The sequence below is a fragment of the Acinetobacter sp. SK-43 genome, from assembly GCF_015351505.1.
GTDB lineage: Bacteria > Pseudomonadota > Gammaproteobacteria > Pseudomonadales > Moraxellaceae > Acinetobacter > Acinetobacter junii.
Genome location: NZ_JADKPY010000001.1, coordinates 145577 through 169336 on the forward strand (window position 1 = coordinate 145577; position 23760 = coordinate 169336).

Here is a 23760-nt window from a genome sequence, read left to right on the forward strand (position 1 = left end):
CGGTAAATTTAGGAGCAAATTAGATGAAGTGGCTTGAAGATCAGAGAAAGGAATCGATAAAAAAACAAAGAAATGAAATCATTAAATTTATAAGAATCAATGGTTATAGGTTGATTTTTGGTATTGGAGCGATTCTGATTGGATCAACGGTTTTCTTATATTGGGCAGGTGAGAAATATAATACTCCGGTACTTTCTATGGTCATGACCTTTATTGGACTTGGGTTAGTAATTACTGCTTTCTTGAGTATGATTTTGGTAGAAGCATTTGTGCTAAAAGCTAAAAAATATTCTGATGATCAAGTCTCTCAGACATACACGAATTTACTTAATATTGAAAAAAATAAAAGAAATAAGTGAGTTAATAATTTATTAATATTCTTTGTATTTTTAAATAAATACAATTAATATTTACAGCTAAGTGAAAAATATATTTAGGATCAGCTATGACACAATTCAAGCGAATGATAACAACTATCATTGCAGCAGGCATATCAATGAATGCTCTGGCAAACGATGAGTATTACGCACGACCAATGTGGGATGTGCATCCATACTTGGGTATTGATGTTGCTTCAATTGATTTTGATATGGCTGAAAAAAAGGCGACCACAGTTGGGGTAGTCGGAGGGATACAATTTAATGACTATCTAGGCTTGGAAGTTCACTGGTCTCAAAGTGTAGACAAACTTGCGCTTTACTCCAAAAATGCTTCTGGTCTTAAAACTAAAATAGCAGACGATAAAACCGTAGAAACCTATGGTGCCGGTTTAACTTTCCAAGCTGATTTATACAATAGGCTATATGCTAAGTCATATCTTGGTGTTAGTCGTATTGATCCTGATGTCAAATCTCTCAAAGATGATGTAGGTGTTGCTAAACTTGGGTTTGGATACCAATTTACTCCAGATGTTGCAACAGAAGTGACTTACAACTACAACTTTTCAAAGAATGACTCCACAAACCACGGCGTTGGATTTCAATTGAAATACTATTTTTAAGGGCTGCTCGGATATATCCAAGAAAAGTCCGACATAATTAACGATCTACAGGTGAGCCTATGTGTGTAACCACAGCATCACAAAATGCTTCGAATTGGATTAAGACCCATCCCGCTTGGATTCGTATTTGCGATTTACCTAGTGATTATTGTGAAACGCTATATGTGCAATGGCATGAATTAAGCAACTCAGATAAAGAATATTGGGGTAGCGAGTATGCCTATGACGAGTTCGCAACAAAACAGATGAAAGTAGCAGAGGGATTTATCACAGATAAGAATAATTTCTATTCGAAAATCACTGAGGTTCCTTGGGGTGAGGATTTAATGACTGTGTTTAAGATTGGCAAGAAAGCAAAGGCAGCTTTGCAAGTGGCATGACGAACATCACCAAGGAAGCAGTAAATTTCTGGGGTTATTCCGAAAAGTTTTTTAAGTTAAAGAAAAAGACCAAGTTTTACTTGGTCTTTTAATCGAAAATTATAAGTTTCAAAAAAGATATAACTTAAGGATTTAAAACAAAATAATATAAAATGAACGCAACAACTATAAGTAAACCGCCTCTTAGACTCGAATAATAAAGATATTCAGCGAATCTAAAATACTTATTTCTGATTCGATTTTCAAATAGTATTGGGAACAGACGAATTCCATCATAAATAATATAAACAACCCCAAAGAATAGGGTGAGATTTCTAATCATGTCAGGGGTAATAGAACTTAATATACTCATTTGTATCCAACTTAATTAAGCCTTTGGTATCATCGAGTTCTAGGGTAGTTTTCAGGATACCCGCATTGTAACCATGGTCTGTATTCAGATTGATCAATCCATCCCGCAGTATCCCAGACGACAGCTTGCTTTTTAAACTTGATTCTATAAAGAACCCAAGCAAAGAACAGATTTTTTGTTCTTACTTCTTGGTTGGTTTTTGCATTTGGTATTACTAAATATCGTTTCTTCATATTTATAGGCTCTACAAGTGTTGGCTATACCGTTCTCTCACGACAAGCCTTGAGGAAACTTAATCTCTCTGTAGTCAATAGGTAGAGGTTTTAGTCTTCCATCTATTCCACCATCATCATCTTCATACTTTTTTGCAATTCTACTTAAATAATTTATGGCTTCACCAGTTGCATAAACCCAATCATCGTCAGCAAGAAAATCAGTTGGCAATGTAGCTAAACGAGCCTCTAACTTTTCCACGGCATCCATTGCGCATGAGCCATCCATAAGGGGAAGCCAATTAGTATTAAGTAAATATTCCATTTTAGGGATCATCAGCGTATCACCATCTTCAGAAGCTTCATAAACAACTTCACATTGATTAAGATAAGGCAGACAACAAGCCCATGCCCCACTGGAATAGCGAGCATCCCAAGTTAGTAGAACAAATTTTTTTTCTTTTACTAATTTATCAATGAGTGGGATTGGTGAGTTGGTAGTCATTTTAAGTCTCCAAAAAAATTAACCTGTTATGTGTAGGTTAAATTCAACTTATTAATCCGTATTTCCGTTATAAAATTATTGAATCAAATCTATTTCTTAACAAAAATTATCGCGTTGATTTCACTTAGACGCTCCAGATAACCTGATGTCAACGCTTTGCCAAGCTTATCATCACCGAGTCCTTTTTCTTCTAAATCATCCTTAAAGTGCGAAATGGCTACACGGATGCTCATTGCTTGAGCTTCACTAAGTTGTATGCCATTAATGATAATTGATGGCTCTGAATCTAAGCTCATATCTTTTTTCTCCTTAAGTGATAAGTCAATTAGTCGCGTTTTGCTGATAATGACTTAATTACTTCCTGTTGTTTCAGAGCTTCGTTTGCCAATGCAAAAAATGGATCATCTCCCTCTGAAATATCATCTATCTTCCAGTCACACTTTGAACACTGAACACCACAACGTCCATCTGATTGAAATAAATTCTCGATTCTTTGATTTATTAAGTTGCCACTCTCATTTACCTTGAAAATAATTTGAGCATCCAGATCAGCCCAAGCGACAATACTTGAACCACATTCAGGGCAAACATATTTTGAATTTGACATAGGATTACCTTTTATTTTGGCTATTCGGCATAGCATAGGGAAAATTAAGAACTAAGCCTGAAATTGAGCAAAGACATCAAGTGGCAGTTTTTTCCATCGAGATACTCTGCATGAGTTTGCATGACGAAATGAGAAAGTATCATTCCATTCGAGCTGCTGCGTTTCTTTGTCAAATACAAGTTTGGAGGTCGCCAGACCGGTGAAGATTCCATTAACGGTGTTGTATTCATATTCAACAATGACTACATCACTTTCAATTGTTAAATCTGTTTCCTTGTATAGAGGAGGTAGACCTTGACCAATGTGCAAAAAATTTTCTGTTTGAGTATTATCTTTTACTGCCAAAAGATCGGGAGTCCAATAAGTTCCTGTTTGGGAAACACGACTTTCCTTCAATTTTTTAATAAGACTAAGTTTAGATTCTCTGGTAGCTTCGTCAGGGTAAGGCATCCAACCAATTACATTTGTAATGACATCATCTTCATACCAGAATAAATGATCATCATCTTTCCATTTTGCTAAGAAACCTTGTTCAATCGATAACTCGCCTGTTGAGTCCTGAACCAATAAGACACAAGTTGGACTGACGAACCAATCATCATTATCCTCCATTGCCGGCAAAAGTTCTTGTACGGCAACGAAAGTTGTAGGCTGAGGGATAGTAACAACATCCGAATAATCAGGTGTCATACATGCAACCATTGTCTTGTAATCAATCTTTAATTCACGCTCTTTTTGGAGCAGTGCATTCACGGTAGAAGTACTAACATTGACATCAAATTTGGTGATCGTTGTCATTTCGGTTTGCTCCAAATGATTAAGGGTTTCTAATAATTTCAGTTAAAAAATAGGTTTTGTCTGCCAGATCAGCAAGGTAAAAAATACTATCTGGTTGTATAGGCTCAAACTTAAATTCATCACCTTTTTCAAGGTGTAGAATTGATTTGCGAATAAATGGAGCGGGAACTTTGAATGCTACATTACTTTTACCAAGATTTGCCGCATTCTTATTCGTGATTTCTATCCAATTGTCGCGGGTAATTGGACAAGAAAATGCAAGGACATCTGCAATTTGTTTTTGATAAAAATGTTCTTCTCCTTTAGCGGAGTAACAGGCAAAGTAGTGACGTTTTTGTATTGAAGTTAGTTTTATTTCAGCAAGACTCATAATGTACATCTCCTTGATAGTTGGAATTATATTATATATACCGCATAAATACAATACTGTAATTAAATTAATTATAATAAAACAATCAAAAACATACACTTATTAAATATTATTTTATTTAGTTTGGGGTTATATTTTTATCTCAACTTTGGAGATATGAAATGGTTAATTCAGCCTTTGATTTTGCAAAAAATAATGAAACTATAAGTGAAATTCGATCCGATCACAGATTTTATATGGTGGATGGTCTTACCTCAATAGTCAGTCACGGAGATACAGAGGACTTTGAAAGAGTATTTCTTTTGGCTGCGCAGACTGAATCACATGCTAAGGTGTGGGTGGAGTTAAACTATTTGATTACAACGCCGTGTGAATCGTATACAGAGCTTATGGAGGCAATAAAAGAGCATACTGTCAAGGAAGATGAAATCGACTACATAGATTCAAAATTTGTTGGCTGTATAGATGTTGGTGCTTATAAATACCGAAGCATTCAGCGAATCACAGAAATCACTAAAGAAGCGGCGATGCAAATGCTGAAACTTGGCAATTATTATGAAAGCAATATGCTAAGTACTGCTTTTAAATAACCGGTCTACGTTGAGAGGTAGATTTGAACTAGCGGTCTGCCTCTTATATTTCGATATTTCCTGTGACTACACCCATATCATGTTTTAGAGTTTGAATTTCACCATCTTTTACACCAAGCATAATTTGTTGCTTTTCCAGTTCTTGTCGATAAAAATTTTCATTTTGCTGAGCTATCACCAGCATTCTTTTAAGATTAGAGATTTCTTTGGCTGACTCTATATCTTTATTTCTAAATTTGTCCCTTTGTTTTTTTAATTCTTTTAAATCCAATCCTTCTTCTTCGTTGTATAACATGCCTTGTAAATTTACAGCTAAAAGCCTTGATTCAAGCTCTAAATCATAAGTAGGGAACTTGTATTTTTCATAACTCTGATTGATTTCGTAAGCGGTTGCCTTAGATTCAAAGACTCCTTTAATGACTTTAACTCGACCTGCGTCACTGACATAAAGTAGTCCCCATAATGGTGGAACTTCATCTGGTAATATCAATCCTTTTGGGCAAATATAGTAACGCCATTTCCCCATACCTTTACCATCTTGCCGGTGAGGTTTCGTTTTATCATTTAGAAAGTCTTGTCTCGTAATTTTTGCTTCTAATAAAACTGATCCAAATGGTTGACTACGATAACGGAACCCAAGAACATCTGGTCTTTCTTCAAATGATCCTCCATCAATTAAGATGGATTTGCAATTATGGTAATTGCTGCTCCGGAGCCAATTTGCTCCAATTTCACAAAGCTCGCGGTGTGTAAATGACATACAAAAAGCCTTAGAGATAATAGAGTCTGATATTAATATTAATAAAATATTAATGAAATATTAGATTATAAATTTAGTGATTGACTGATCCATTATTTCATAGCTTTTGCTGAGTATCAGTAAAGTACTTATAATGAGAATTTATTAATATTTACATGTGAAATGAAAAACAGTCGGAGGAAAAGTATCAATATTTTTTTCAAATGCTTACCACTGAAAACAAAAACGGCTGCGTTAGCAACCGTTTTAAAGCGATAGCGTAGGTGGGGAAAATCAGTAGTTGTAGTCTAAGATGGTTCTTGAGAACAGCTTTAACTGTTCATCTAAGAAGATGAGAAACTGCCTGTTGTTCAGTATCATTTCATCAAAACAGTCTATATTTATCTTTTCGTGTATCTGTCTAACCTGAAAAGTATTGGTCTGCATGTGGTTTAAGCAATCACCTTTATCAAAAGCTTTGGCAGCAGCAGAATCCGGATCGCAAATAAAAAATATTCCGTTATCTTCCCTTGCTGTGTAGAAACATCTAAATTTTCTTTCATCTCGAGTGAAGTACCACGGTGGTAATATCAGCTCACACGAAAACTGAACATCACCCCCACATGAATAGTGGTCCCAGAGTTCAATGATTTCTGCTCGAGTAAGTTTCGAGGCGTTGAATGAAAGTGTGACAGGTCCGGTAAAGTCAAGTAACCCTAGTCGGGAACAAAGATCATAGAATTCATCATCATCTACATTGATCGTATCTTTAAATCTTTGCTTCTTAATATCATTTAGTAGACTGATCTGGTCGTCAGTAAAAATGGCATCCCATTGTGTTTCTGGTAGGGCTTTAATCGCAGCTAAGAATGCTTTCTTCTCATATCTAGCTGAATCGGCTTCATCTCGTTCCTGACGGTTGTGAAGATAGCCAAAGCTACCACTTTTAAGATCAGCTTTAACCCAATAAGCATCCTCTAATGCGCGATCAGCTTTGCTTTCTAATGGAATAATACAACTAAGATTTACATCTGCTGCGAATGTACTTTCAATAATTCTGTGTCGATAGTTTTGGTAAAGGTTAATCGTAGGCAAATGTTTTTTTATAGGGAAAATGCAGTCGAAAAAATTCTCCTGCGAATTAAGGACATCAATAGATAATGCATATTGCTCTTGAGAGGTAATGTAGGAATTGTCCCTAGTCATTTTTTTATAGAAGCCAGTATGCGGATAGTCCTGATGTTGTAAAAATTTGGAGATAGCCTTCCTATTTTTACTATCTGAGAATGAATAACTAATTCCATTCGTCTCAAGCCATTGATAAAAACAAGGTTGAATTAGTTCTCTACACCGGTGATCTATTACTAGAAGATCAGGTATCCCTTTTATTTTTTCAAAATTAAACCCATGGATTTTATATTCCCGCTCCCAGAAAGATTTTAAAAAATCAGAAATTGAGACACTCGAATCGTTCTTATAACAATATTTGGTATATTTAAGTGGAAGATTATCAACTGATATGCCGATAAGACAAAGTGGTTCAATGAGTAGATATGAAGGAATAATTAGGGGTTCGCTAGACCGCATTACACCATAATTGGGATCAAAGAATACACGTTTACATGTTTGTATTGTTAAGTAGTGCGTAATTGTCATCGTCCAATCTTCTCATGTGTCGGCAGTCAATTTAAATATAGAGCGACTTATTCAAAGATCGCTGAATAAATTTCTGGATTGAAGTTTTTGATAATGTCTAAGCAACTATTTAGAAACTCCTTATACCCACTTTCAGTGGAGCAGTAATCGTAATGTGATTTCAAAATATCTCTCGGGAACAACGCCAGAACAATACTTGAATCGCAATCCTGCTCAAATGCGTAATCACCGGATTCTAATTCAAATTTAGAGAGATCAAGCAATTTTAGTTTTTCAAAATATGTGTGAGTGTGTAATGTTTCACGATTCACAATGACCCCTCCATGATTGGAACAATCAAGTACTGAGCAGCCTGTAAATAGCTCTGTTATGCTATGAGTTGGTCCCCAATTGATCGCACGCATTTATAACTCCTGTTTTTACAGTTCTGGACCTTTACTTTTTAATTGAGTTAATTTGTTCGAGTTCATTCTTTATTTCAGGATATTGTTCCATTCTTGCTTCATTTAACCGCTCGCGTAACCATTTATTTTGATCACGCTCGCCGCAAAACATGAGGAAAATAACAAAGCCGCAAAACCATGCAATAACAGCTTGGAGGTTAGATTCAAGAGCTGCTCCAATACACGCAAGCGTTGCGATGACTAGAAAAAGATTCTGAAACGGCGAATTATTTTTCAAATATGTTAAGTACTTCTTCATGTATAAACCTTATTAAATAAGTGAAGGGCGTTTAATAAAAGTAATATCCAAACCATCTTCAACATTCAGATGTTCATCAATGGTTGCTTTTAGGCAAATTGTGTCACCAACTGCTCCAAGGAATTTTGAGCCACGGTATTTAACGATTTTGCCATCGACCAGTAAAGTATAACTGAGAATGTTTCCATAGAAAGAAATACTCACATCATATTCTTGAATTAGTGCAGAAAATTTAATTCTTTCACCAACATGACCTAAAGGGCATGTTGTCTCTTTTTTTACTGCTTCTTTGTTAAAAAGGTTCAGCTCAAGTACAAGATTTAAAGCAACAGAAGCTAATGTTTGAAATACACGATCATTCGCCGTATTTGCTTGACCGGTATACTGATCCGCCAACCATAAAAGGTAATGATCTGGCAGTTCAGAGATTTTGAATCCGCTATAAGAGCCAATAGGAGTGATGCCGTTTTCGATCTGACTAATGCGATCATCACTTAACACTTTCCGAGATTTGAATTTTTGGGAAGTAGTATATTCAGCTTCTACTGATAGAACGAAACTTACCCCATGATTTTTTAAGTGATCTGTAAGTGAAGCGAAATGCTCTTTTGCTTTGGTAACTGCTTCTTCTTTATTTGCTGAAAGAGTGCAGACATAATCATCACTTGTATGTCCAGAAGGCATAATGACCATCTTCCGGAGGGTATAGTAAATTTCTTTGGCACCAACAGAAACATAGAAAATATGCTTTTCTTTCTTTACCGAGGTTTGATTAGTAGCAGTAGACATGACAATTCTCCCAAGTTGAAGGGAAATTATACAATATATACCGCAAATTGATAATACTATTATAATATTTTTTTGTGTTTTAAATTTATTTCAACCAATACTAATTGGTTGATTTATCAGAATTGTCTATCAATTAATGAAATTGCTATACATTCTAAAACATTAACTAAAATATTTTTGATATATGTAAATAATACAAAATATTGCACTCAATATAGAAAGGATAATTGCAATGTAAAAAGTTAAACTCAATTGCTTTAATTCGTTGCTATCATTTAGTTCTGTCATAATAAATAATCCTATTTCGATTTTATAGTGGCTTCTGGAGCTTAACGTACGATTTCGTTTAAGCTCCAAGATTTTATACGGCATTAACTCATAACTGATCTACAAATTGCTTGGCATTTTCCTTATCACTAAGACGTTTATCTTCAAAATACATCTTCTCTAATTGAGCTTCAATTTTTTGGTATTCACCGATCGACAAGACAGAATCTTTTTTGGCTTCTTCCAAAATCGGCTTTAACCTTGGGTCCTCTTTATATTTCTGATACGCATTATTGTTTAGTAGTTGTTGGACTTCCTCTGGATTTAATACATAATCAGGACGAATTCCAGAAAAAAACATTGGTAAACCTGAAAGTGGGCTTTCTGGAACAGCAGCTTTATCTTTCTCTAATGTCAAAGTTACATTTGAATCATCTAAATTATCAGTTGGTAAAAGCACTTTTTCGGATTCCAAAGGAGGACATGTGACTTTAAAGCTCATTAAGGAATTCTCACACGGAACACCATCAGCATTTCGAAATGAAAACACTTGACTCATAATCAAGTTTCCAATTGCGCCGCCAATAAGAGCGCAAAGAATTGTTACCGCAAGGTAGCGTCTTTTTGATGTTTCTATGCTCATAAAATTTTATCCTATTGATATAAATTACTGGAAATTAAGAAACCAATGGTAGCTGTTTGATACGGTCAATCAGGACCCCAAGACGTATATGAGCAACCATGGATAAAGAATTACTCTCATGTTGATCAAAAGCTTCCAATCGGGGGAGAAGTCTTTTTAAAAATGCACCGTGCTTATTAATATTTTTTTCGGAGATGCTGACTAGGTGTAAAAACATATCCCATGCCTGAACATCAAAGGTGTCAACATAACGTTCAACATGATCCTTAAATTCATCAATTTTGCCTTCATCCTGCCCAAGATTGCACATTTTAGTTTTTGCATCCCACTCCATATCAATCTCCATGGTTGTTATTTATAAGTCATCAATGCTTAGACACCAGAGCAAACCGCTCAAGAGCTTAAGTAACTTGGTGTTTGAACATTATGTTTGATTTTCAATTGACGATAACTCATAGGAGATTCACCAATGCCTGCAAGTTCATATAGTTGTTTTGCTGAATTTTCTCCATGTACTTCGATCGGAAAGGATTTCACGCCTTGTACCAACAACCACATTGTTCTTGTAACGCCGTTGGTAAAGCCAATATAAGGGTTGCCAAACGCATGGTCCGCAAAAGCAAGGGCTAACGGGACAGGATTGCCCACGCAGTCTGCAAAGCCTTTAATGGCATCATTGAATTTGTAATCCTGTGGCATATCTTTAAGTAATACACAATGATTAGGTCTGCTCCGATCGCTTGGATTTACGGAAGATAATAACCAATAGTAATAGAATCGTTTCGCGTCAACATGGACCACAAAATATTCGTCCTCAAGACCACCAATAATACTTCGCATGAAACAGGGCTTTTGAATTGGCAATTCAATTTGCCATACGATTTCATTCCCTGTTATTGAAGCCAGATGTGAAGTGGTTGGGGTAGAAGGGTTCTTAATCTGCTGCTCAAGTGCAAAACATTCAAGCTTTTTTAAATATGCATAATGACTTTTTAAAGATGGATTTAATTGATTACTCATAAAAATTCCTAGTTCCCGAGATCAGGGTTGTGACTACCAAAGAATTTTCCGTATGGACCTTCCGCCGTGTATTTGGCTAACTGTTTACCTAAGGAACGAACAGCTTCTTCTTCGTGAGCCTTTAACGAGTTGGCAATATCACTAATGGTTGTCTGTTTCTCATTCTGAACAATGACTGACCGAATAATATTTTTTACCTGATCCATTAACTCGGTACTTAAGTTCTGTACCGGTGAAACCATCTGAATAACAATTTGTTCTAAATAGTCCATTTCATTGTTGACGTTATCAAGCAATTTTTTAATTTGATTTGCATTCGCACCAGAGGTACCACGAATAAATCCTCCTAATGTGCTAGGCTGATCATAAAGCGAAGCTGCATTGCTTGTTTGGTGCAAATTCGTGTCGGTAGCGGTGTTCTGATTCAAATAGGTGGGTATGATGCTTAATATAGATTGAAAGTTCTCACCACCATAAATTTTGGCAATACGTTCTGCATCTTGACGTTTTAATTCGTCAAGTTCAGACTCCAATAACTTTGCTTCTTCAATACTTAATAGTCCTACAACTTTATAGGCTGTTATGACACCATCACAATTGCTCATCAAGATCAATTTATCAAGGAGACCTTGTAAATCTGTTGCTTGGTCTTTTTTAATCTCTTTAAAAACTAAATCGATTAAGGCTTTTACCTGATTCTTCATATCAACCATTGTTCTATCCTATTTGCTTGTAATCAAAATTATTTTGGTACATATACAGGTGCTTCACCTTGTACGCATTTTATTTCAGTTCGAGATTTAGAAATTACTGTATCTTTAGCTTTTATTTGAGCAGTTAGTTTTTGTAATTCACTCTCGCATTTTTGCTTTGTTGAGAAAGTGATCTCGTATGTAGTAGCTGAATTACTAGCACTATTCATCGTCACAACCAAAAACCAAATTGGTACCCATTGAATCATTTTAAAGCTCCAAAAAAATAGATAAATTATTAGGTTAAAATTAATCCATTACTAAATTTATGATCAGCAATGGTATTGGAAATTCGATCAATGAATTGTAATGAGCAATCCAGTCGGTTTGTCTGGATGAATTTATTTACGACTTTTAAGTTGCCCTTGTTTAAACATTCAAAAGAAATGATTGCGTCATCTATTCGATCGCACCGGAGAGCATTGGTATATGAACCCCAATGTTGTAATTTCCAGTATGAAAGGTCGTTTATGTTGTATTTATCGATCATATATACAAGAGATTTACCAGTAGCGTATAAATCATCTAGCCTATTATGTGGAAATGGATAAAAACCTGCATGTTGATTTCGGTTGAATAATCCATTTTCATCAAATTTCGAGATATAGTTTTGTGTCATGGAGATTAAATTCTCCAAACTTGGTGTGCGTAGATCAGGAATGCGGCAACCTACGAAATACATTTTGTATTCAAAAGTCGCTAATTTTTGAGTTAAACGATTGGTTAAAAAATAATAAATAGCTTCATCATTTTGAAGATCGTGTATATGTTCATGACCTAAAGGCAGGGGGGTGATTTTAGAAAAGTCAAAAGGTTGCTCCGGAGAAGCAACGGCATCAAGCATAGATTTTCCATTTTTTGAATGTATTTTCAAAATGGTTTTATAATGCACGGGCATGGTTTCGATCTCACCAAAGTTGATTTTTGAATTATATCATATACCGCTTTAATATAATACTTTTAGTGTAATAAAATTTAATTTTTTCTTTTAAGCTGCTGCTTCATTTTTTAATGCCGTAAGTAAATCTTACTGGTAAAAATATGTTGCGTCTTTACATTGAATACAAAAACGCCGTATGCGAGAGCATACGGCGATAAGCGTTAGCGTGCGGACCTTTGAAAAGGCTGATCTATAGGGTACGACCTCTTTGTGCATTTAATTTAGTGATTAATTCATCTCTAGTTTTACTATTAAATATTGCCTCAAAAGCTTCATCTGTAAGTACCCATTGTTCCCCTTCAAAGGCTATCAATATCCCATCAACTACATCCCATGTGATGTAGACCCCATCAAATCCTAAGTCACCTAACTTCTCATTTAGTTCAGAAGAAATGATGAAGCTTTTTTCTGAAAACTGTATGAGACGTTGGAGTTTCCTCAAAAATTGGCTTTGTCTCATACAATATCCTCTGCGTAAAAACTAAAAAAATTAATGTACTGGAACAGGCATAGGAAACATAACTAAACAGAACATTGTTACTCCAATTGCCCAAAGAAAAGTATTCAAAGCAGTTGCTTTCATTCCATGGCTGAATTCAATGCTACCTTGGATACATCTTTGAATGATGATTGCAATCAAAGCAAACAAAACAGATTGAGTGTCATGAGTAAAGAAAACGGAAATACAAGTGATTAGAAACCCAATTGTTATTACTACACCAACTATTAATGAAATGGTTCGTGCCATCGAATTACGATTTGGATTTGATAAATCCGCAGATTCGTCAATAATTCCCTTTTTAGGCATATCGATTAATTTGTTTAGTTTCAAAATTCTACTCCTAGTTTTAAGTTTTGGCGAATGCTATAGGTTGATTCAGGCAGCTTTGTTTGTAGGTAGGTTAAAGCCAAAATAATGTCGTCATTATTAAGGTTGCGATCACATAAAGCAAAAAAATTATCTTTAATATTAAAGGTAAGTTCTCTACTTTCCCCATCTTCATTATCGATGTTGATCGTGACTTTTTGGATCGAATCGTAGTTAACATTGCGTAGAGTGTGAAGATTTTGGATTTTAAAAAGGGCATGACAAAGACTTTTAGCTCTAAAAGTGTCGTCTATTAAGTTTGAATCTTCATCAAGTACTTCAAAAAGAAACTCATTTTTATTGTGCCTGAGCGCATCCATTGCAAACGCAACGACAATTAAAGACCATTCCTGTGCCGTTCTGTCATCATTCAAAAATAGGGTGAAATCGGCGCGATCATCACCAATATTTAAATCAGGATTAATAAAGACTGAATTGTTTGAGACTGAAATTACGCAGCCGGCTGAAAGGCTAGGTGGGGATAAGTTAAGCGTTAGTTCGCCGTGAGAAGTGTCCACTTCATGTTCGGAGATGACAATGTTTTGATTCTCTAAGGTAGCCAGTACAATTTTTAGCGTACTTGTAGTGAGAGAGTTGAAATTTAGCTGTTCTAACATATCGGAAACAAGGTAATTTTCTAACATAGAATGAGTTCCAAAGTTGATTTTTATATTATAAAACATATACCGCATAAACATAATACTTTTATTGTTTTTAAATGTAATTATGCTTTTAGATTTTAATTGCCACGTTATTGAGAACAGTCGGGGATTGAAACGCTATTTTTTTGCACCACCACCTCAGCGAACACATAAGCCGAATGCGTTAGCAGCCGGCTTAAAGCGCAAGCGTGCGCAGAAATGTCCATTAAAAAATCAAGTAAAATTAGAGGATGGTTCGCAATAGTGAAAAATTGTATTGTAAATGAAAATAGTATAAGAATTTGATTTATAATTATAAAGGTTTGATTTTCTACAGTTCCATATCGTGTAGTCGATTTGTAGGTATACTGGTACTAGCAAAAACTAGAGACGACCGTTCCATATCGTGTAGTCGATTTGTAGGTTAGTAATACGGGGGAAAAGTTGGAGCTAGCTGTTCCATATCGTGTAGTCGATTTGTAGGTACCACTTCCCGTACCATGTCTGGTCAACGGTATTCTTTATCGTGTAGACGATTTGTAGTGTTTGCAATCAAGAGAAGCTAACAATTCGCGGGTTCATATCGTGTAGACGATTTGAAGTGTCAATGCAGAGGCGGCAGCATTTAAAAAACGTTCCTTATCGTGTAAGCGATTTAAAGAGGGTCGTCCAGATTTGTGGGGACATAATGTAGTGTGCTTATCGTGTATTCGATTTATAGTTCTTAGTCGTCAATTTTTGTACAATTCACTCATTATCGGGAAGCCGATTTAAAGTACCCAAGCGGAATCTGTATCTTTTTTTTTGATGTGGTATCGAGTAATCGATTTGAAGCTTATCAAAGACTTGATATAAGAGTTCATGCCTCAAATATCGGAAAGCCGATTTAAATTTTAAGCTTGGTAAATTTATAAACGAGTGTAACTGTAAGCAAATAGGGAGTAGTAGGGGGAGAGGCTAATCAGTTACTAAATATTCAGGAGTTAGGTGCGTAAGCACCGGCGCAATCACAAGAAAATTATAATAATAAAAAACTCCACATTAGTGGAGTTTTTTATTAACTTTTTAAGGGTTATATTCTTCTAAAAAGACATGACTTTTAACTACTTTTTTTTCACCAATGCAGATAGCATCGTAAAAAATCTTACCATCCTCTTTGGGTTTTAAGTAAATAAACTGTATGCCCAATTCATCAACTTTATAGAAAAAATCACATATTTTATTTGAATCATTTACTGAATATTTTTTTTCAAATAAAGGAATACTTTCATGTAAATGAGCTACACCTAAATTATATCTCTCTAAGAGCATATCATTGACACCAAGAACAGAGTCTAAACGTTTGTTTATTCTATCTTGGGGCTGTCGAACTGTCACTCTTAAGTAATCGTATATTCGATATGAAATTAAATAACCAACATATATACCAAAAAGTCCAGAAAGAAATCCAATTAATTTTACTAATATAGCTAACATTCTTCTAATTCCTTAATTTTAGCTGTATATACTTTTCTGCTGTTTAAATCATGAAAAAAACCTTTCACAGATAAATCATCAATCTTATAAAAAAGAATATGAGAATGCTTGTTAAAAATAAAATTGCTCAAAGGATGATCCTGCTCGATTATTAATGGGTCAACATATTTAAAAGTAAGGTCATTAATAGCATCTTGAACTGTCACCTTTTTTCCATCAATTTTAGGGGAATAAACTAATGCTTGTAATCCTAATTTATCGACCTGAAAAATATAAAAACTTAGAAATAAATGAGTTATGTACGCGACAAAGGTATTCTCACCTTTATACTTCCTGCAAAACAAAACTAACAATGTTCTACATACAAAAATGATGAAACCCAAAATTATACCGAATAAAAAATAGTCTAAGACTATGTTCAGAAGTGATTGTAAAAAATCCAAAATATTACTCCTGTTCCCTTAACAGTCTTAAGATTGCACTACGCACGGGTATACTGACATAAGTATGTCCGGAAATCAGCATATCCCAAGCAATTTTATCCTCATAAACATCTTTTGATGGGTAAATAAAGCCTTCCGGTGACTCCATCTTAAAGCCAATAGCATAGCCATTACTGAACCTTTCAAATTTGAAACCATTAGCATAGATAAATTTTTTTCCAATTTTATCTATAACAAGTTCCATCTGTTCGCCTCTGGATAAATCAGTCGGTGCAAACCATATTTTTGTTTTAACTTTTAATTCTGGTTGTGTCATCTTCATCACCTTCAAGTTCAAAATGAGATACAAAATTAGGGAAAACATTTTTAATAATATTAAAACTATTCAGGTCTATTTCTTCGATCCTGTTGATTTTTACACTACAAAAGCCAATAGTTTCATAATAATCATCATTAAAAGTAAAACCCTGCTCCGAAGCGATATTTCTCATTATGCATTCTTCTAATTCTTTTGGGTTGGGTTGATCAATACAATTGGTAGCTATTGCATAGGGGAGAGAAAGGCTAGATTCACCATCTGAAAGGTTCAGAAAAACACTATAGTATGTGGTATTCATTTTTTTAAACCTTTTGTATGACTCGGAAACCAGTTTTATTATTACCTATTGTTAGATCGTAATAATAACCTACATCTATATAGTCTCGTCCTATATCACTATCAGAATAATAATCACAGCGCACATTTGCATGAATCTTTTCTAAAAGCTCCAACGCCTCACCAGAAAAAAGTTTTTTTAAATGATGTACATTACAATGCACATGACTTGGTACATCTTTATGCAAAATGGTGCATTTTAATACTTCTTCTAAATATTCTTTATCTGTGCCTATTAGACCGCCCTTGTCTAATGTTGATTTTACTGTTTCGATGAGATTTGTTTTTAGGTCAATACTACAGGATTGAATATTAACCTTTAACACTAAATAATTATGTATCTTGGCTGTTGCATATAACTTGATTCCCATCTCTTTAGTGGTCTCACTTATGAGTCCAATAACCTTATTTTTTAAAACTTCGGAAACCATATAGACCTCTAACGCATCATTTTTACTTGGTTAAATTATACATTATATACCGCAAAAAAATAATACTAATATGTTTGTTATTGCTTTTAAATTATTGCAATATGTTATTAGTATTAAATATTTCCTATATTCAGCTAATATAATTTCAGCTATATTTTTTATTACAAAGCCGGTTGCGAGAGCATACGGCGTTAAGCGTCAGCGCGGGGCGGCTAATTCTTAGTAAGCATGTTTCATCGGGCAACCGATTTAAAGATTTATACCATCAGGATGTAAGTCATCTTTCTATCAATCGGGGAGCCGATTTATGGTGCATATTGAGGTAAAACCCAATAATCTCTTGGTAAATAAAAGAAGCCTCTAGCAAACTGCTAGAGGCTTCTTATTCTGGATGGTCGGCTTAAGCCAAATTAGTAAGGTAATGGCATCGAACTATCTTGATCAAAATCATTAGGGTTTTGATCATATCCATGATGTGAATAATTATGTTCTTGGATATTGCCATACCCTACTTGTTGCTGAGATGTCTCATTATTTTGGTTAGAAATCTGTCCAACTTGTCCAGAAATGATACTGAATTGTTGTGCGTGAATTTCTGTCTTTTCACGATTTTGACCACTATTGGCATCAGTCCACTTGCGAGTCTCAATATAGCCATTAACGAATAGAGCATCGCCTTTCTTGAGTTTTGCAGTTACTTCCGCAGCTTTACCCCAGAAAATCACTGTATGCCATTGAGCTTTTTGACGATCACCGCTACCGATATTGGTCGCAACTGAAATCGTAGTCTTTGCATTATCGCCAAATTGTTTAAACAATGCATCAGCACCAATATTTCCTAGAATATTGATTTGGTTGATAGTTTGCATTGGATTTTCAACTTTACTGAAATGCTGAACATGAATTTCAGTTTTTTCTCGGGGCTGACCAGTTTCTTTATCATTCCATTTACGATAATCAACATATCCAGAAACAAATAAAGCATCGCCTTTCTTTAGTTTTGCTGCGACTTCCGCAGTTTTCCCCCAGAATAAAGCGGTGTGCCACTGAACCTTTTGACGATCACCGCTACCGATATTGGTAGCGATAGAAACAACAGTTTTTAAAGTGCCATTAGGTAGCTGAGTATGTTGTGGATCACTACCGATATGACCGAGTACGTTTGAAATATTGATTGTTTGCATGGCAATTTCCTCTATCTGCAAAGCCCAAGTTGTGTAAAGCAAGTTCATCCTGCTGTATAGTTAATATACTAAATATACCGCAAAAATACAATACTATTAAATGTTATTAAATGTAATTTACTTCCGATCTTGGAGAGGCTTTTACAGGGATTACCCATTTGTACAGATTTCAACCCTATCTGACATTAATCCCTTTTTTGTACATTGATTGATTCTTTGATTTCGGTTTCAAATTGGTCCTGTAAGGGAAGGTAAGCAGTACGAAAAATAAGATAAACCAATTTTTCCATTTCTTCTGGTTTAACGATAATTCCGTCAAAACCCGTGGCTTGATCAATCAAAAAACTGATCGCATCCTTGGGCTTTGCTTGAAAGTTAATATTTGATCCTGTAAGCCGATTAAATGTTTCCATGAATGATGGGTCTGCTACACATTCCGTGAAGATCAACTCAAATGCAGGGTTATCGGTGATCTCAGCTAAAATTTTAGATGTAATGAGCTTTTCTGGCATTGCTTAATTCTCTAGCTAAATGAGTGGGAAAAACTGTTAGGAAGTTTATAGCCTATTTTTTTAATTCTTCTGAAAAATCAGTATTCAAAGTATATGTTTTATTGTCACACACATATTTATATTGATCGTTATCAATAATCGAGGGAGCGGCAATAAATTCAGTCATTTTACAATTCTGAGCTTTCAATGTTTTAATAGCATTTGCTCGACTTTCTTTTCCTTGAAGCGTTACTGTAGTTGCCAAACCTGCCCCAACAATAATAATAACAACTAATAAAATTAAACCTTTATTCATGTAAGTACACCTTCTTGAATATATTTAGTTTAACAGCTCAAGAGCTGCTGCATAACGCTTCTTTGCTTCAATCTTGCGAGATCGTACCCAATCGTTAAGCTGACCTATTGAGTATTCAGAGCGAGAACGATTGATTACCTTCAAACTGTGATCTATTTCCCTATTCGCAATGATTTCAGCTTGTTCATCTGATAACTCATTTGGTACAACTTTAAAGCCTTCTGGAATATTTACTAACGGGGTCATGATATGCTCCTATGTCTTGCTTATATTATATTTATATACCGCAAAAACACAATACTTGATTTATAAAATAATTAATTTATTATGATAATCCTATCGAATAATCGATTTACAGTTCAAAACCTCGAACGCTTTATCGGTTCCCATAATTATCGAGAATTCGATTTAAAAAAGCCTTGTGATAGACACAAGGCAGTTGAGAAAGGCTACTTATTTGAATGTTCTTAAATTTAATCTTTTTCAAACGGATTTTTGGAAAGACGTTTGTCATTCAGGTCCATGTATATAACTTGATCTTTCTGCTCAGCCGGTGCATTTTCTTTGATTAGTTCAACCAAACTTTTGGAAGCTAGACCGACATCAATGATATGAATTTGATTGTTTGAATGCTTATCTTTTTGAGTCATCATTTAATCCTCTGTGTAATTTTGATTTACTGGCAACTATATGAGTATGGTGATGCAATAGCATCTATTTCAACTTCTGGACGCATCCAGAATGCAAAATCACCGCTCCAAGGGTCTGTTTCTGATCCCCAGTCTTGTATATCGCCGTAAAACCATTTCATACCCTTAATAATACGTTCTAGCTGATTATCCCATGCCCAAAAAATTTCGTCCTTTGCGGGTTCTTTTGACAACAGGGGAATCCATGGGGATTGATCGGTAACGTCATCTTCATTTGAAGGCATTTTCAACTCCTAAATTTTTATTCAACATAACTCGGAGACCATTTTTTCATATTTGGAAAAACTATAGCATTTTCTTTATAACGTGAGGTATTAGGCATATCACAATATTTAGCATGGCTTAAACCATTAATGCCAATGTATGAATTAAGTTGTAAGCAAGTACGAATACTGGCTCCTTCGCCACCATATTGATCATCTTTTATGATCTCATGGTCTGGTATGCCTAAATGTTTACCAACAGCCCATGCCCAAGCTGTCACACCATGGTCATCCATTGCCATCAAATACCAATGTAATTGGCTATCAAGTGGAATTGATACCGTTTCGAAAATATATCGAAACCCTTTATAAAGATTATTATGCAAATGCTTCCTAAATGGTTTTGGACAAAGCATTACATGACCAGATTCATGAAGAAGGTCAGAAACCAAAGTACAGTCGGGATCGTAATGGATTGCTCCATTTACGATCTCAATGTTAGGCAAAAACGTATTCTCAGATTTTAACCCGATGTTAATTTCTAACCCTTGTGCTTGGAGGAACTCAACGGCGTTGGATAAGTGTTTATTCATCAAAATATACCTTTTTGAGATACACCACTTAAAGTGATGCATCCTGTGGCATGTGTTTTTTGAGTAGGGTTTTTAATTTGCTTATACAGGATTTGCATGTAATGCCAGATTCTTCAATTGATTGAGCTGCATAATTAAAATCGTAAGACGATCCTAGCCCCATGTGCCGTCCTTTTTGAGAACTACACAACACACTACCACGGTATATAGAATCGGCATTGCTGTACTCGTGCATAGGATTTTCAAGTATAAGAAGGTGTTTCACTGTGTTGCGCTTAAAACCCGTTCCATCACTTCTTGCTGAAAGTCCAGATAGATTGATCTTGACTGCGCCTACAACATCAAATGGCAAGTGCTTAAAAATGCCAGATTCACGAATATTTTCAGTTTCTATTTGATCAGCCTTTTTCATGATTTCATCAATTAATGAAATTTTACGCTCAAATCTTGAAAGACATTCCTCCCATTTCGACAAAGCGTCATATTCATGGGTTGTTAACCAAACTAAATTTTGGTCGGAGTCAATTTTAATGGCTATTTTTTTTCCACTTGCGAAATGATTTTGTAGTTGCTCATCGCACTTTATTTTATTGTTGAAGAAGAAAAGATGACCCGTTTCTGAATCATAATAATTTTCTTCACTCGGCAGGAAGTTAATTTGCTGCTCCTTTGGACCACTAACAAGATCAACGTCTACTGGTGAAATAGATCGAAATTTGATTTTTGGATCAACATATTCAATGAATGGTAATTCATAGATTTCTGGAAAAATGTAATGATTGCGGAGTTTTTTGATAGCAGCCGCAAACTTTTCCGAAGTCAATTCATAATCTTCGCCGTTCGTGTTAATTATTAGGCTTTCAGGACTTACTTGAGGTGATTCTTGAACAATGATCACCTCATCCGGATTGAATACACCGTGTTTAGCCAAATTTTCTGCATCTATAATTCTTTGAAAAAAGTTCAACATTTTTAAGCTCCAAAATTATTCAAATAGCATCCATTAAATTGTTAAGGCTTCATCTTGTTCATTCAGGTCCCAAAGCATTTTTGAATATTCAGGTTGAATTCGAATTATATTGTAAATCAATGAATCAAGTAATAATTTACACAAGGAATTAGAGTAGTTGTGCATCTCTGAACATTGATAAATGATGCAATCGACTAGCTTAATAAATTGTAGGAATGAAAGCTCTTTTGCTGTCTTATAGGCTTGTTTCCGTTTATCAATCACAATTTGAGTGATCAACTCCAGATTCATTTCTTTGACATATTCAAGACCGTATCTATCTTCTAAAGCCTGAAAATTGGATGTACAGAGCAAGCGTGCCAAGAACCCAAAATTGTTCTTTTGATATAGGTCCACATCGAAAAAATCATTCAATTCTAAATCTATATATAGCGATTTATCGAATGTTGAAATGTTCGTATCATCAATAATCTTGGTGTGGTGCGGTAAGTATTGAGCCTTGATTTTTAATTCCATAGCTTTAAAAAAATAAGAGGCTAAGGATTTTTCTTCTCCACCATTTTGAACGTCTCTATGAATCAGAGAGTATTGAATTACCACGGCGAGATGAAAGGGTAGGACCATTGATGCTGACATGTTGAACACTCCAAAGTTGATAAATACATTATACTCTATATATACCGCAAAATGACAATACTTTTAATATTTTTTGTAAATTTGGCTTAAAGTTTTATTCGATATTAGCTTTTAAAGTTAACTGTAGAAAAATGGCGGTCGTTGATAATGCAATCATTATGCGAGATGCCTTCTTTTTGAAGGCTAAACCGGTTGCGTCAGCAACACGGTACCGAAGCGTTAGCGCGGGGGGCGAGGCTGTAATTAAGGGCAAAAGCAAACTAAGTGCATTATCTGTGATGTGAATGCACTTACTTATTGAAGCTTGATAGAAGGTGGCAGATTAGAAACAAGAATGGGTGGCTGGATCAGAAAAGTAAACACAGCCACTTATTGAGATTTTATATTTAGTCAGATTTAATCTGAGCTTGATTAAGATTGGCTTCTTCGAGATTTTTAGGAGTGTTGTCTAAAAGTTCTTTGCGCTTGCTTGTGAAGCGATCCAGAGCCGCTAAATAAAATGGGTCTACATTTGTCAATTTCACAATAGGATCATTGGACATTTTTAGCACCTTAAATATATGGGAAAGAAATATTTTGACCACAAATGGCAACTTTGTTTGCTAAAGCAAATAGCTCACAATCAATTCCTTTTTTATCCGTGGAAACAACCTCGAGCATGGAATTTCTAAATGCACGGACAATTTGCTGTTGAATGGTTGGATGGGCTTTAAATAAATAAGTCGCAAAGAGAGAGCTTGCATCTTCTAATGAGCTGAATTCATTAAACAGTTTTAATAAATGTTCTAATTTTTTTATTTCTGCTGCTTCAATAGGACCTTTATTTTGGAAGTTTTGAGTTTCAAGTTTCAAATGATCCGCTTTGCCCCAATTTGAATTCAGCATGGCTATAAAATCAACCATAGACTGATTTCTTTCATCGACATGAATAGGTGTATTCATTAAGCCAATAAACCCGTGCAGAAACGTTTCTACAAGTTTCTTTCCTTCAGAATGGGTGAGAACAACATGTGTTAATGAAACGCTGAGTTTTGAGATATTGATGCTATTAAGTATTTCTGAAATTTCTTTAAAAGAGTTGTTTTTGGCAAATGCGTGTCTATAGATTTTTTTAGCTGAATTTAAATCCTGCTTTTTTAGGGAGTTCGCGTAACGTAATTCATTCTGATAATTGAATGGGATTACTATTGGTATAGTATTCATAGTAGGCTCCAAAGTTGAGCTTACATTATACATTTTATACCGCAGAAATAGAATATTATTTATTAAAAAAGCTGCTTTTATTGGCAGCTTTTTAGTCTTATTTTCTTAAATAATTTCCAAGTTTATCTATCCTCTTATAGCTCCATTCTTTATTAAACTTAGAAGTTTTTTGTTCAACTGTGGTGGGTGCCTGTTCCGAGAGAATACGGTCCAAAGTAACGATAGGTGATTTGTAATTAAATCGTCCAATCGTACAGTACATTATTTGTGGTCTGCTCACTTTGTAGCCTATGATTGAATTTGTATTAGGATCAATAAAAGGTGAAGCCTCAACGCTATAATCACTGTCCTTGACAACAATTCCTTTGGTTGTGCCATCCGCTTCTTTTAAAACAGTTACATTATCGAAATAACAGTCATTCTTGGAACCCAATGACATTGTGTATTGGGCAATATCCATATCCGTCATACTTTCATTAAATTTTTTCCCCTTATAAATAAATATAAAGAGAATAATAAGTACGATCGCAATAAAGGGGAGGACATAAAGTCTTTGTAGGAAGTTAAATCTTATATGGTTGTTATCTGGACCTTTACCGTAACTCATATTCATTTCAC

40 protein-coding genes are annotated in these 23760 nt (G+C 35.0%); 4 read left to right on the forward strand and 36 right to left on the reverse strand.

Annotated features, from left to right (window positions below; translation table 11 throughout):
* Positions 1-23: 23 nt before the first annotated feature.
* From IRT38_RS00780 to IRT38_RS00790, 3 genes are all read left to right on the forward strand, one after another.
* The gene (locus tag IRT38_RS00780; RefSeq protein ID WP_194596511.1) at positions 24-359 is read left to right on the forward strand and encodes a hypothetical protein; all 336 of its coding nucleotides are present in this window, start codon (positions 24-26) and stop codon (positions 357-359) included.
* 86 nt (positions 360-445) lie between these two features.
* A complete protein-coding gene (locus tag IRT38_RS00785; RefSeq protein WP_194596512.1) occupies positions 446-1000 on the forward strand; it encodes an outer membrane beta-barrel protein in 555 nt (184 codons plus the stop codon).
* A 59-nt stretch (positions 1001-1059) separates the two neighbouring features.
* Positions 1060-1380 (forward strand): hypothetical protein, encoded by a 321-nt coding sequence (locus IRT38_RS00790; protein ID WP_194596513.1) that lies wholly within the window; start codon positions 1060-1062, stop codon positions 1378-1380.
* 622 nt (positions 1381-2002) lie between these two features.
* Here the strand turns inward: IRT38_RS00790 and IRT38_RS00795 are convergent.
* From IRT38_RS00795 to IRT38_RS00815, 5 genes are all read right to left on the reverse strand, one after another.
* Positions 2003-2449 carry a hypothetical protein gene (locus tag IRT38_RS00795; RefSeq protein ID WP_194596514.1) on the reverse strand — a complete coding sequence of 149 codons (447 nt, stop codon included), beginning with the start codon at positions 2447-2449 and terminating at the stop codon, positions 2003-2005.
* Positions 2450-2538: 89 nt separating this feature from the next.
* Positions 2539-2745, reverse strand: coding sequence for a hypothetical protein (locus IRT38_RS00800; RefSeq protein ID WP_194596515.1), 207 nt, complete (start codon positions 2743-2745; stop codon positions 2539-2541).
* Between the two features lie 29 nt (positions 2746-2774).
* A complete protein-coding gene (locus tag IRT38_RS00805; RefSeq protein ID WP_194596516.1) occupies positions 2775-3056 on the reverse strand; it encodes a hypothetical protein in 282 nt (93 codons plus the stop codon).
* Positions 3057-3107: 51 nt separating this feature from the next.
* Positions 3108-3854 (reverse strand): hypothetical protein, encoded by a 747-nt coding sequence (locus IRT38_RS00810; RefSeq protein WP_194596517.1) that lies wholly within the window; start codon positions 3852-3854, stop codon positions 3108-3110.
* A gap of 19 nt (positions 3855-3873) precedes the next feature.
* Positions 3874-4224, reverse strand: a complete 351-nt coding sequence (locus tag IRT38_RS00815; RefSeq protein WP_194596518.1) for a hypothetical protein — start codon at positions 4222-4224, stop codon at positions 3874-3876.
* Between the two features lie 161 nt (positions 4225-4385).
* On the opposite strand from IRT38_RS00815, the gene IRT38_RS00820 reads away from it, so the two are divergent.
* On the forward strand, positions 4386-4814 hold the full coding sequence (locus IRT38_RS00820) for a hypothetical protein (RefSeq protein ID WP_194596519.1): 429 nt from the start codon (positions 4386-4388) through the stop codon (positions 4812-4814).
* Between the two features lie 43 nt (positions 4815-4857).
* Here the strand turns inward: IRT38_RS00820 and IRT38_RS00825 are convergent, their stop codons facing one another.
* The 31 genes from IRT38_RS00825 to IRT38_RS00975 all read right to left on the reverse strand — a co-directional run bounded on the left by IRT38_RS00825 (position 4858) and on the right by IRT38_RS00975 (position 23749).
* The gene (locus IRT38_RS00825) at positions 4858-5574 is read right to left on the reverse strand and encodes a hypothetical protein (RefSeq protein ID WP_194596520.1); all 717 of its coding nucleotides are present in this window, start codon (positions 5572-5574) and stop codon (positions 4858-4860) included.
* Between the two features lie 273 nt (positions 5575-5847).
* On the reverse strand, positions 5848-6759 hold the full coding sequence (locus IRT38_RS00830) for a hypothetical protein (protein ID WP_194596521.1): 912 nt from the start codon (positions 6757-6759) through the stop codon (positions 5848-5850).
* 497 nt (positions 6760-7256) lie between these two features.
* On the reverse strand, positions 7257-7613 hold the full coding sequence (locus tag IRT38_RS00835; protein ID WP_194596522.1) for a DUF7007 domain-containing protein: 357 nt from the start codon (positions 7611-7613) through the stop codon (positions 7257-7259).
* 31 nt (positions 7614-7644) lie between these two features.
* Positions 7645-7911: a hypothetical protein gene (locus tag IRT38_RS00840; protein ID WP_194596523.1), complete on the reverse strand. Its 267-nt coding sequence runs from the start codon at positions 7909-7911 to the stop codon at positions 7645-7647.
* Positions 7912-7923: 12 nt separating this feature from the next.
* Positions 7924-8700, reverse strand: a complete 777-nt coding sequence (locus IRT38_RS00845; RefSeq protein ID WP_194596524.1) for a hypothetical protein — start codon at positions 8698-8700, stop codon at positions 7924-7926.
* A 376-nt stretch (positions 8701-9076) separates the two neighbouring features.
* The gene (locus IRT38_RS00850; RefSeq protein WP_194596525.1) at positions 9077-9610 is read right to left on the reverse strand and encodes a hypothetical protein; all 534 of its coding nucleotides are present in this window, start codon (positions 9608-9610) and stop codon (positions 9077-9079) included.
* A gap of 34 nt (positions 9611-9644) precedes the next feature.
* Positions 9645-9944 (reverse strand): hypothetical protein, encoded by a 300-nt coding sequence (locus tag IRT38_RS00855; RefSeq protein ID WP_194596526.1) that lies wholly within the window; start codon positions 9942-9944, stop codon positions 9645-9647.
* A gap of 59 nt (positions 9945-10003) precedes the next feature.
* Positions 10004-10630, reverse strand: a complete 627-nt coding sequence (locus IRT38_RS00860) for a plasmid fertility inhibition factor family protein (protein WP_194596527.1) — start codon at positions 10628-10630, stop codon at positions 10004-10006.
* 8 nt (positions 10631-10638) lie between these two features.
* On the reverse strand, positions 10639-11343 hold the full coding sequence (locus IRT38_RS00865) for a hypothetical protein (protein WP_194596528.1): 705 nt from the start codon (positions 11341-11343) through the stop codon (positions 10639-10641).
* Positions 11344-11372: 29 nt separating this feature from the next.
* A complete protein-coding gene (locus tag IRT38_RS00870) occupies positions 11373-11591 on the reverse strand; it encodes a hypothetical protein (protein WP_194596529.1) in 219 nt (72 codons plus the stop codon).
* 29 nt (positions 11592-11620) lie between these two features.
* On the reverse strand, positions 11621-12226 hold the full coding sequence (locus IRT38_RS00875) for a hypothetical protein (protein ID WP_194596530.1): 606 nt from the start codon (positions 12224-12226) through the stop codon (positions 11621-11623).
* Between the two features lie 286 nt (positions 12227-12512).
* Positions 12513-12782, reverse strand: a complete 270-nt coding sequence (locus IRT38_RS00880; RefSeq protein WP_194596531.1) for a hypothetical protein — start codon at positions 12780-12782, stop codon at positions 12513-12515.
* Between the two features lie 30 nt (positions 12783-12812).
* Positions 12813-13154 (reverse strand): hypothetical protein, encoded by a 342-nt coding sequence (locus IRT38_RS00885; protein WP_194596532.1) that lies wholly within the window; start codon positions 13152-13154, stop codon positions 12813-12815.
* Complete coding sequence (locus IRT38_RS00890; RefSeq protein WP_194596533.1) at positions 13151-13834, reverse strand: hypothetical protein; 684 nt, start codon at positions 13832-13834, stop codon at positions 13151-13153. The genes IRT38_RS00885 and IRT38_RS00890 overlap by 4 nt, the downstream gene beginning before the upstream one ends.
* Positions 13835-14896: 1062 nt before the next feature.
* A complete protein-coding gene (locus IRT38_RS00895) occupies positions 14897-15307 on the reverse strand; it encodes a hypothetical protein (RefSeq protein ID WP_194596534.1) in 411 nt (136 codons plus the stop codon).
* Entirely contained in the window at positions 15301-15513 is a 213-nt protein-coding gene (locus IRT38_RS00900) for a hypothetical protein (protein ID WP_194596535.1), read from the reverse strand. The genes IRT38_RS00895 and IRT38_RS00900 overlap by 7 nt, the downstream gene beginning before the upstream one ends.
* 241 nt (positions 15514-15754) lie before the next feature.
* Complete coding sequence (locus tag IRT38_RS00905; protein ID WP_194596536.1) at positions 15755-16066, reverse strand: hypothetical protein; 312 nt, start codon at positions 16064-16066, stop codon at positions 15755-15757.
* Positions 16041-16367 carry a hypothetical protein gene (locus IRT38_RS00910; RefSeq protein WP_194596537.1) on the reverse strand — a complete coding sequence of 109 codons (327 nt, stop codon included), beginning with the start codon at positions 16365-16367 and terminating at the stop codon, positions 16041-16043. Before IRT38_RS00910 ends, IRT38_RS00905 begins: the two co-directional genes overlap by 26 nt.
* A 4-nt stretch (positions 16368-16371) precedes the next feature.
* Positions 16372-16836, reverse strand: a complete 465-nt coding sequence (locus tag IRT38_RS00915; RefSeq protein WP_194596538.1) for a hypothetical protein — start codon at positions 16834-16836, stop codon at positions 16372-16374.
* 410 nt (positions 16837-17246) lie between these two features.
* Positions 17247-18020 carry a single-stranded DNA-binding protein gene (locus IRT38_RS00920; RefSeq protein WP_194596539.1) on the reverse strand — a complete coding sequence of 258 codons (774 nt, stop codon included), beginning with the start codon at positions 18018-18020 and terminating at the stop codon, positions 17247-17249.
* 185 nt (positions 18021-18205) lie between these two features.
* Positions 18206-18532 (reverse strand): hypothetical protein, encoded by a 327-nt coding sequence (locus tag IRT38_RS00925; RefSeq protein ID WP_194596540.1) that lies wholly within the window; start codon positions 18530-18532, stop codon positions 18206-18208.
* Positions 18533-18584: 52 nt separating this feature from the next.
* Positions 18585-18827, reverse strand: a complete 243-nt coding sequence (locus tag IRT38_RS00930) for a hypothetical protein (RefSeq protein ID WP_194596541.1) — start codon at positions 18825-18827, stop codon at positions 18585-18587.
* A gap of 24 nt (positions 18828-18851) precedes the next feature.
* Positions 18852-19073 (reverse strand): hypothetical protein, encoded by a 222-nt coding sequence (locus IRT38_RS00935; RefSeq protein WP_194596542.1) that lies wholly within the window; start codon positions 19071-19073, stop codon positions 18852-18854.
* Positions 19074-19300: 227 nt separating this feature from the next.
* Positions 19301-19477: a hypothetical protein gene (locus tag IRT38_RS00940; RefSeq protein ID WP_194596543.1), complete on the reverse strand. Its 177-nt coding sequence runs from the start codon at positions 19475-19477 to the stop codon at positions 19301-19303.
* Between the two features lie 26 nt (positions 19478-19503).
* Positions 19504-19761 (reverse strand): hypothetical protein, encoded by a 258-nt coding sequence (locus IRT38_RS00945; RefSeq protein ID WP_194596544.1) that lies wholly within the window; start codon positions 19759-19761, stop codon positions 19504-19506.
* A 17-nt stretch (positions 19762-19778) separates the two neighbouring features.
* Complete coding sequence (locus tag IRT38_RS00950) at positions 19779-20333, reverse strand: hypothetical protein (protein ID WP_194596545.1); 555 nt, start codon at positions 20331-20333, stop codon at positions 19779-19781.
* A gap of 28 nt (positions 20334-20361) precedes the next feature.
* Positions 20362-21303 (reverse strand): hypothetical protein, encoded by a 942-nt coding sequence (locus IRT38_RS00955; protein WP_194596546.1) that lies wholly within the window; start codon positions 21301-21303, stop codon positions 20362-20364.
* 33 nt (positions 21304-21336) lie between these two features.
* Positions 21337-21939, reverse strand: coding sequence for a hypothetical protein (locus tag IRT38_RS00960; RefSeq protein WP_194596547.1), 603 nt, complete (start codon positions 21937-21939; stop codon positions 21337-21339).
* 386 nt (positions 21940-22325) lie between these two features.
* Complete coding sequence (locus IRT38_RS00965; RefSeq protein ID WP_194596548.1) at positions 22326-22481, reverse strand: hypothetical protein; 156 nt, start codon at positions 22479-22481, stop codon at positions 22326-22328.
* A 10-nt stretch (positions 22482-22491) separates the two neighbouring features.
* Positions 22492-23142, reverse strand: coding sequence for a hypothetical protein (locus IRT38_RS00970; protein WP_194596549.1), 651 nt, complete (start codon positions 23140-23142; stop codon positions 22492-22494).
* Between the two features lie 97 nt (positions 23143-23239).
* Complete coding sequence (locus tag IRT38_RS00975) at positions 23240-23749, reverse strand: hypothetical protein (RefSeq protein ID WP_194596550.1); 510 nt, start codon at positions 23747-23749, stop codon at positions 23240-23242.
* Positions 23750-23760 lie beyond the last annotated feature (11 nt).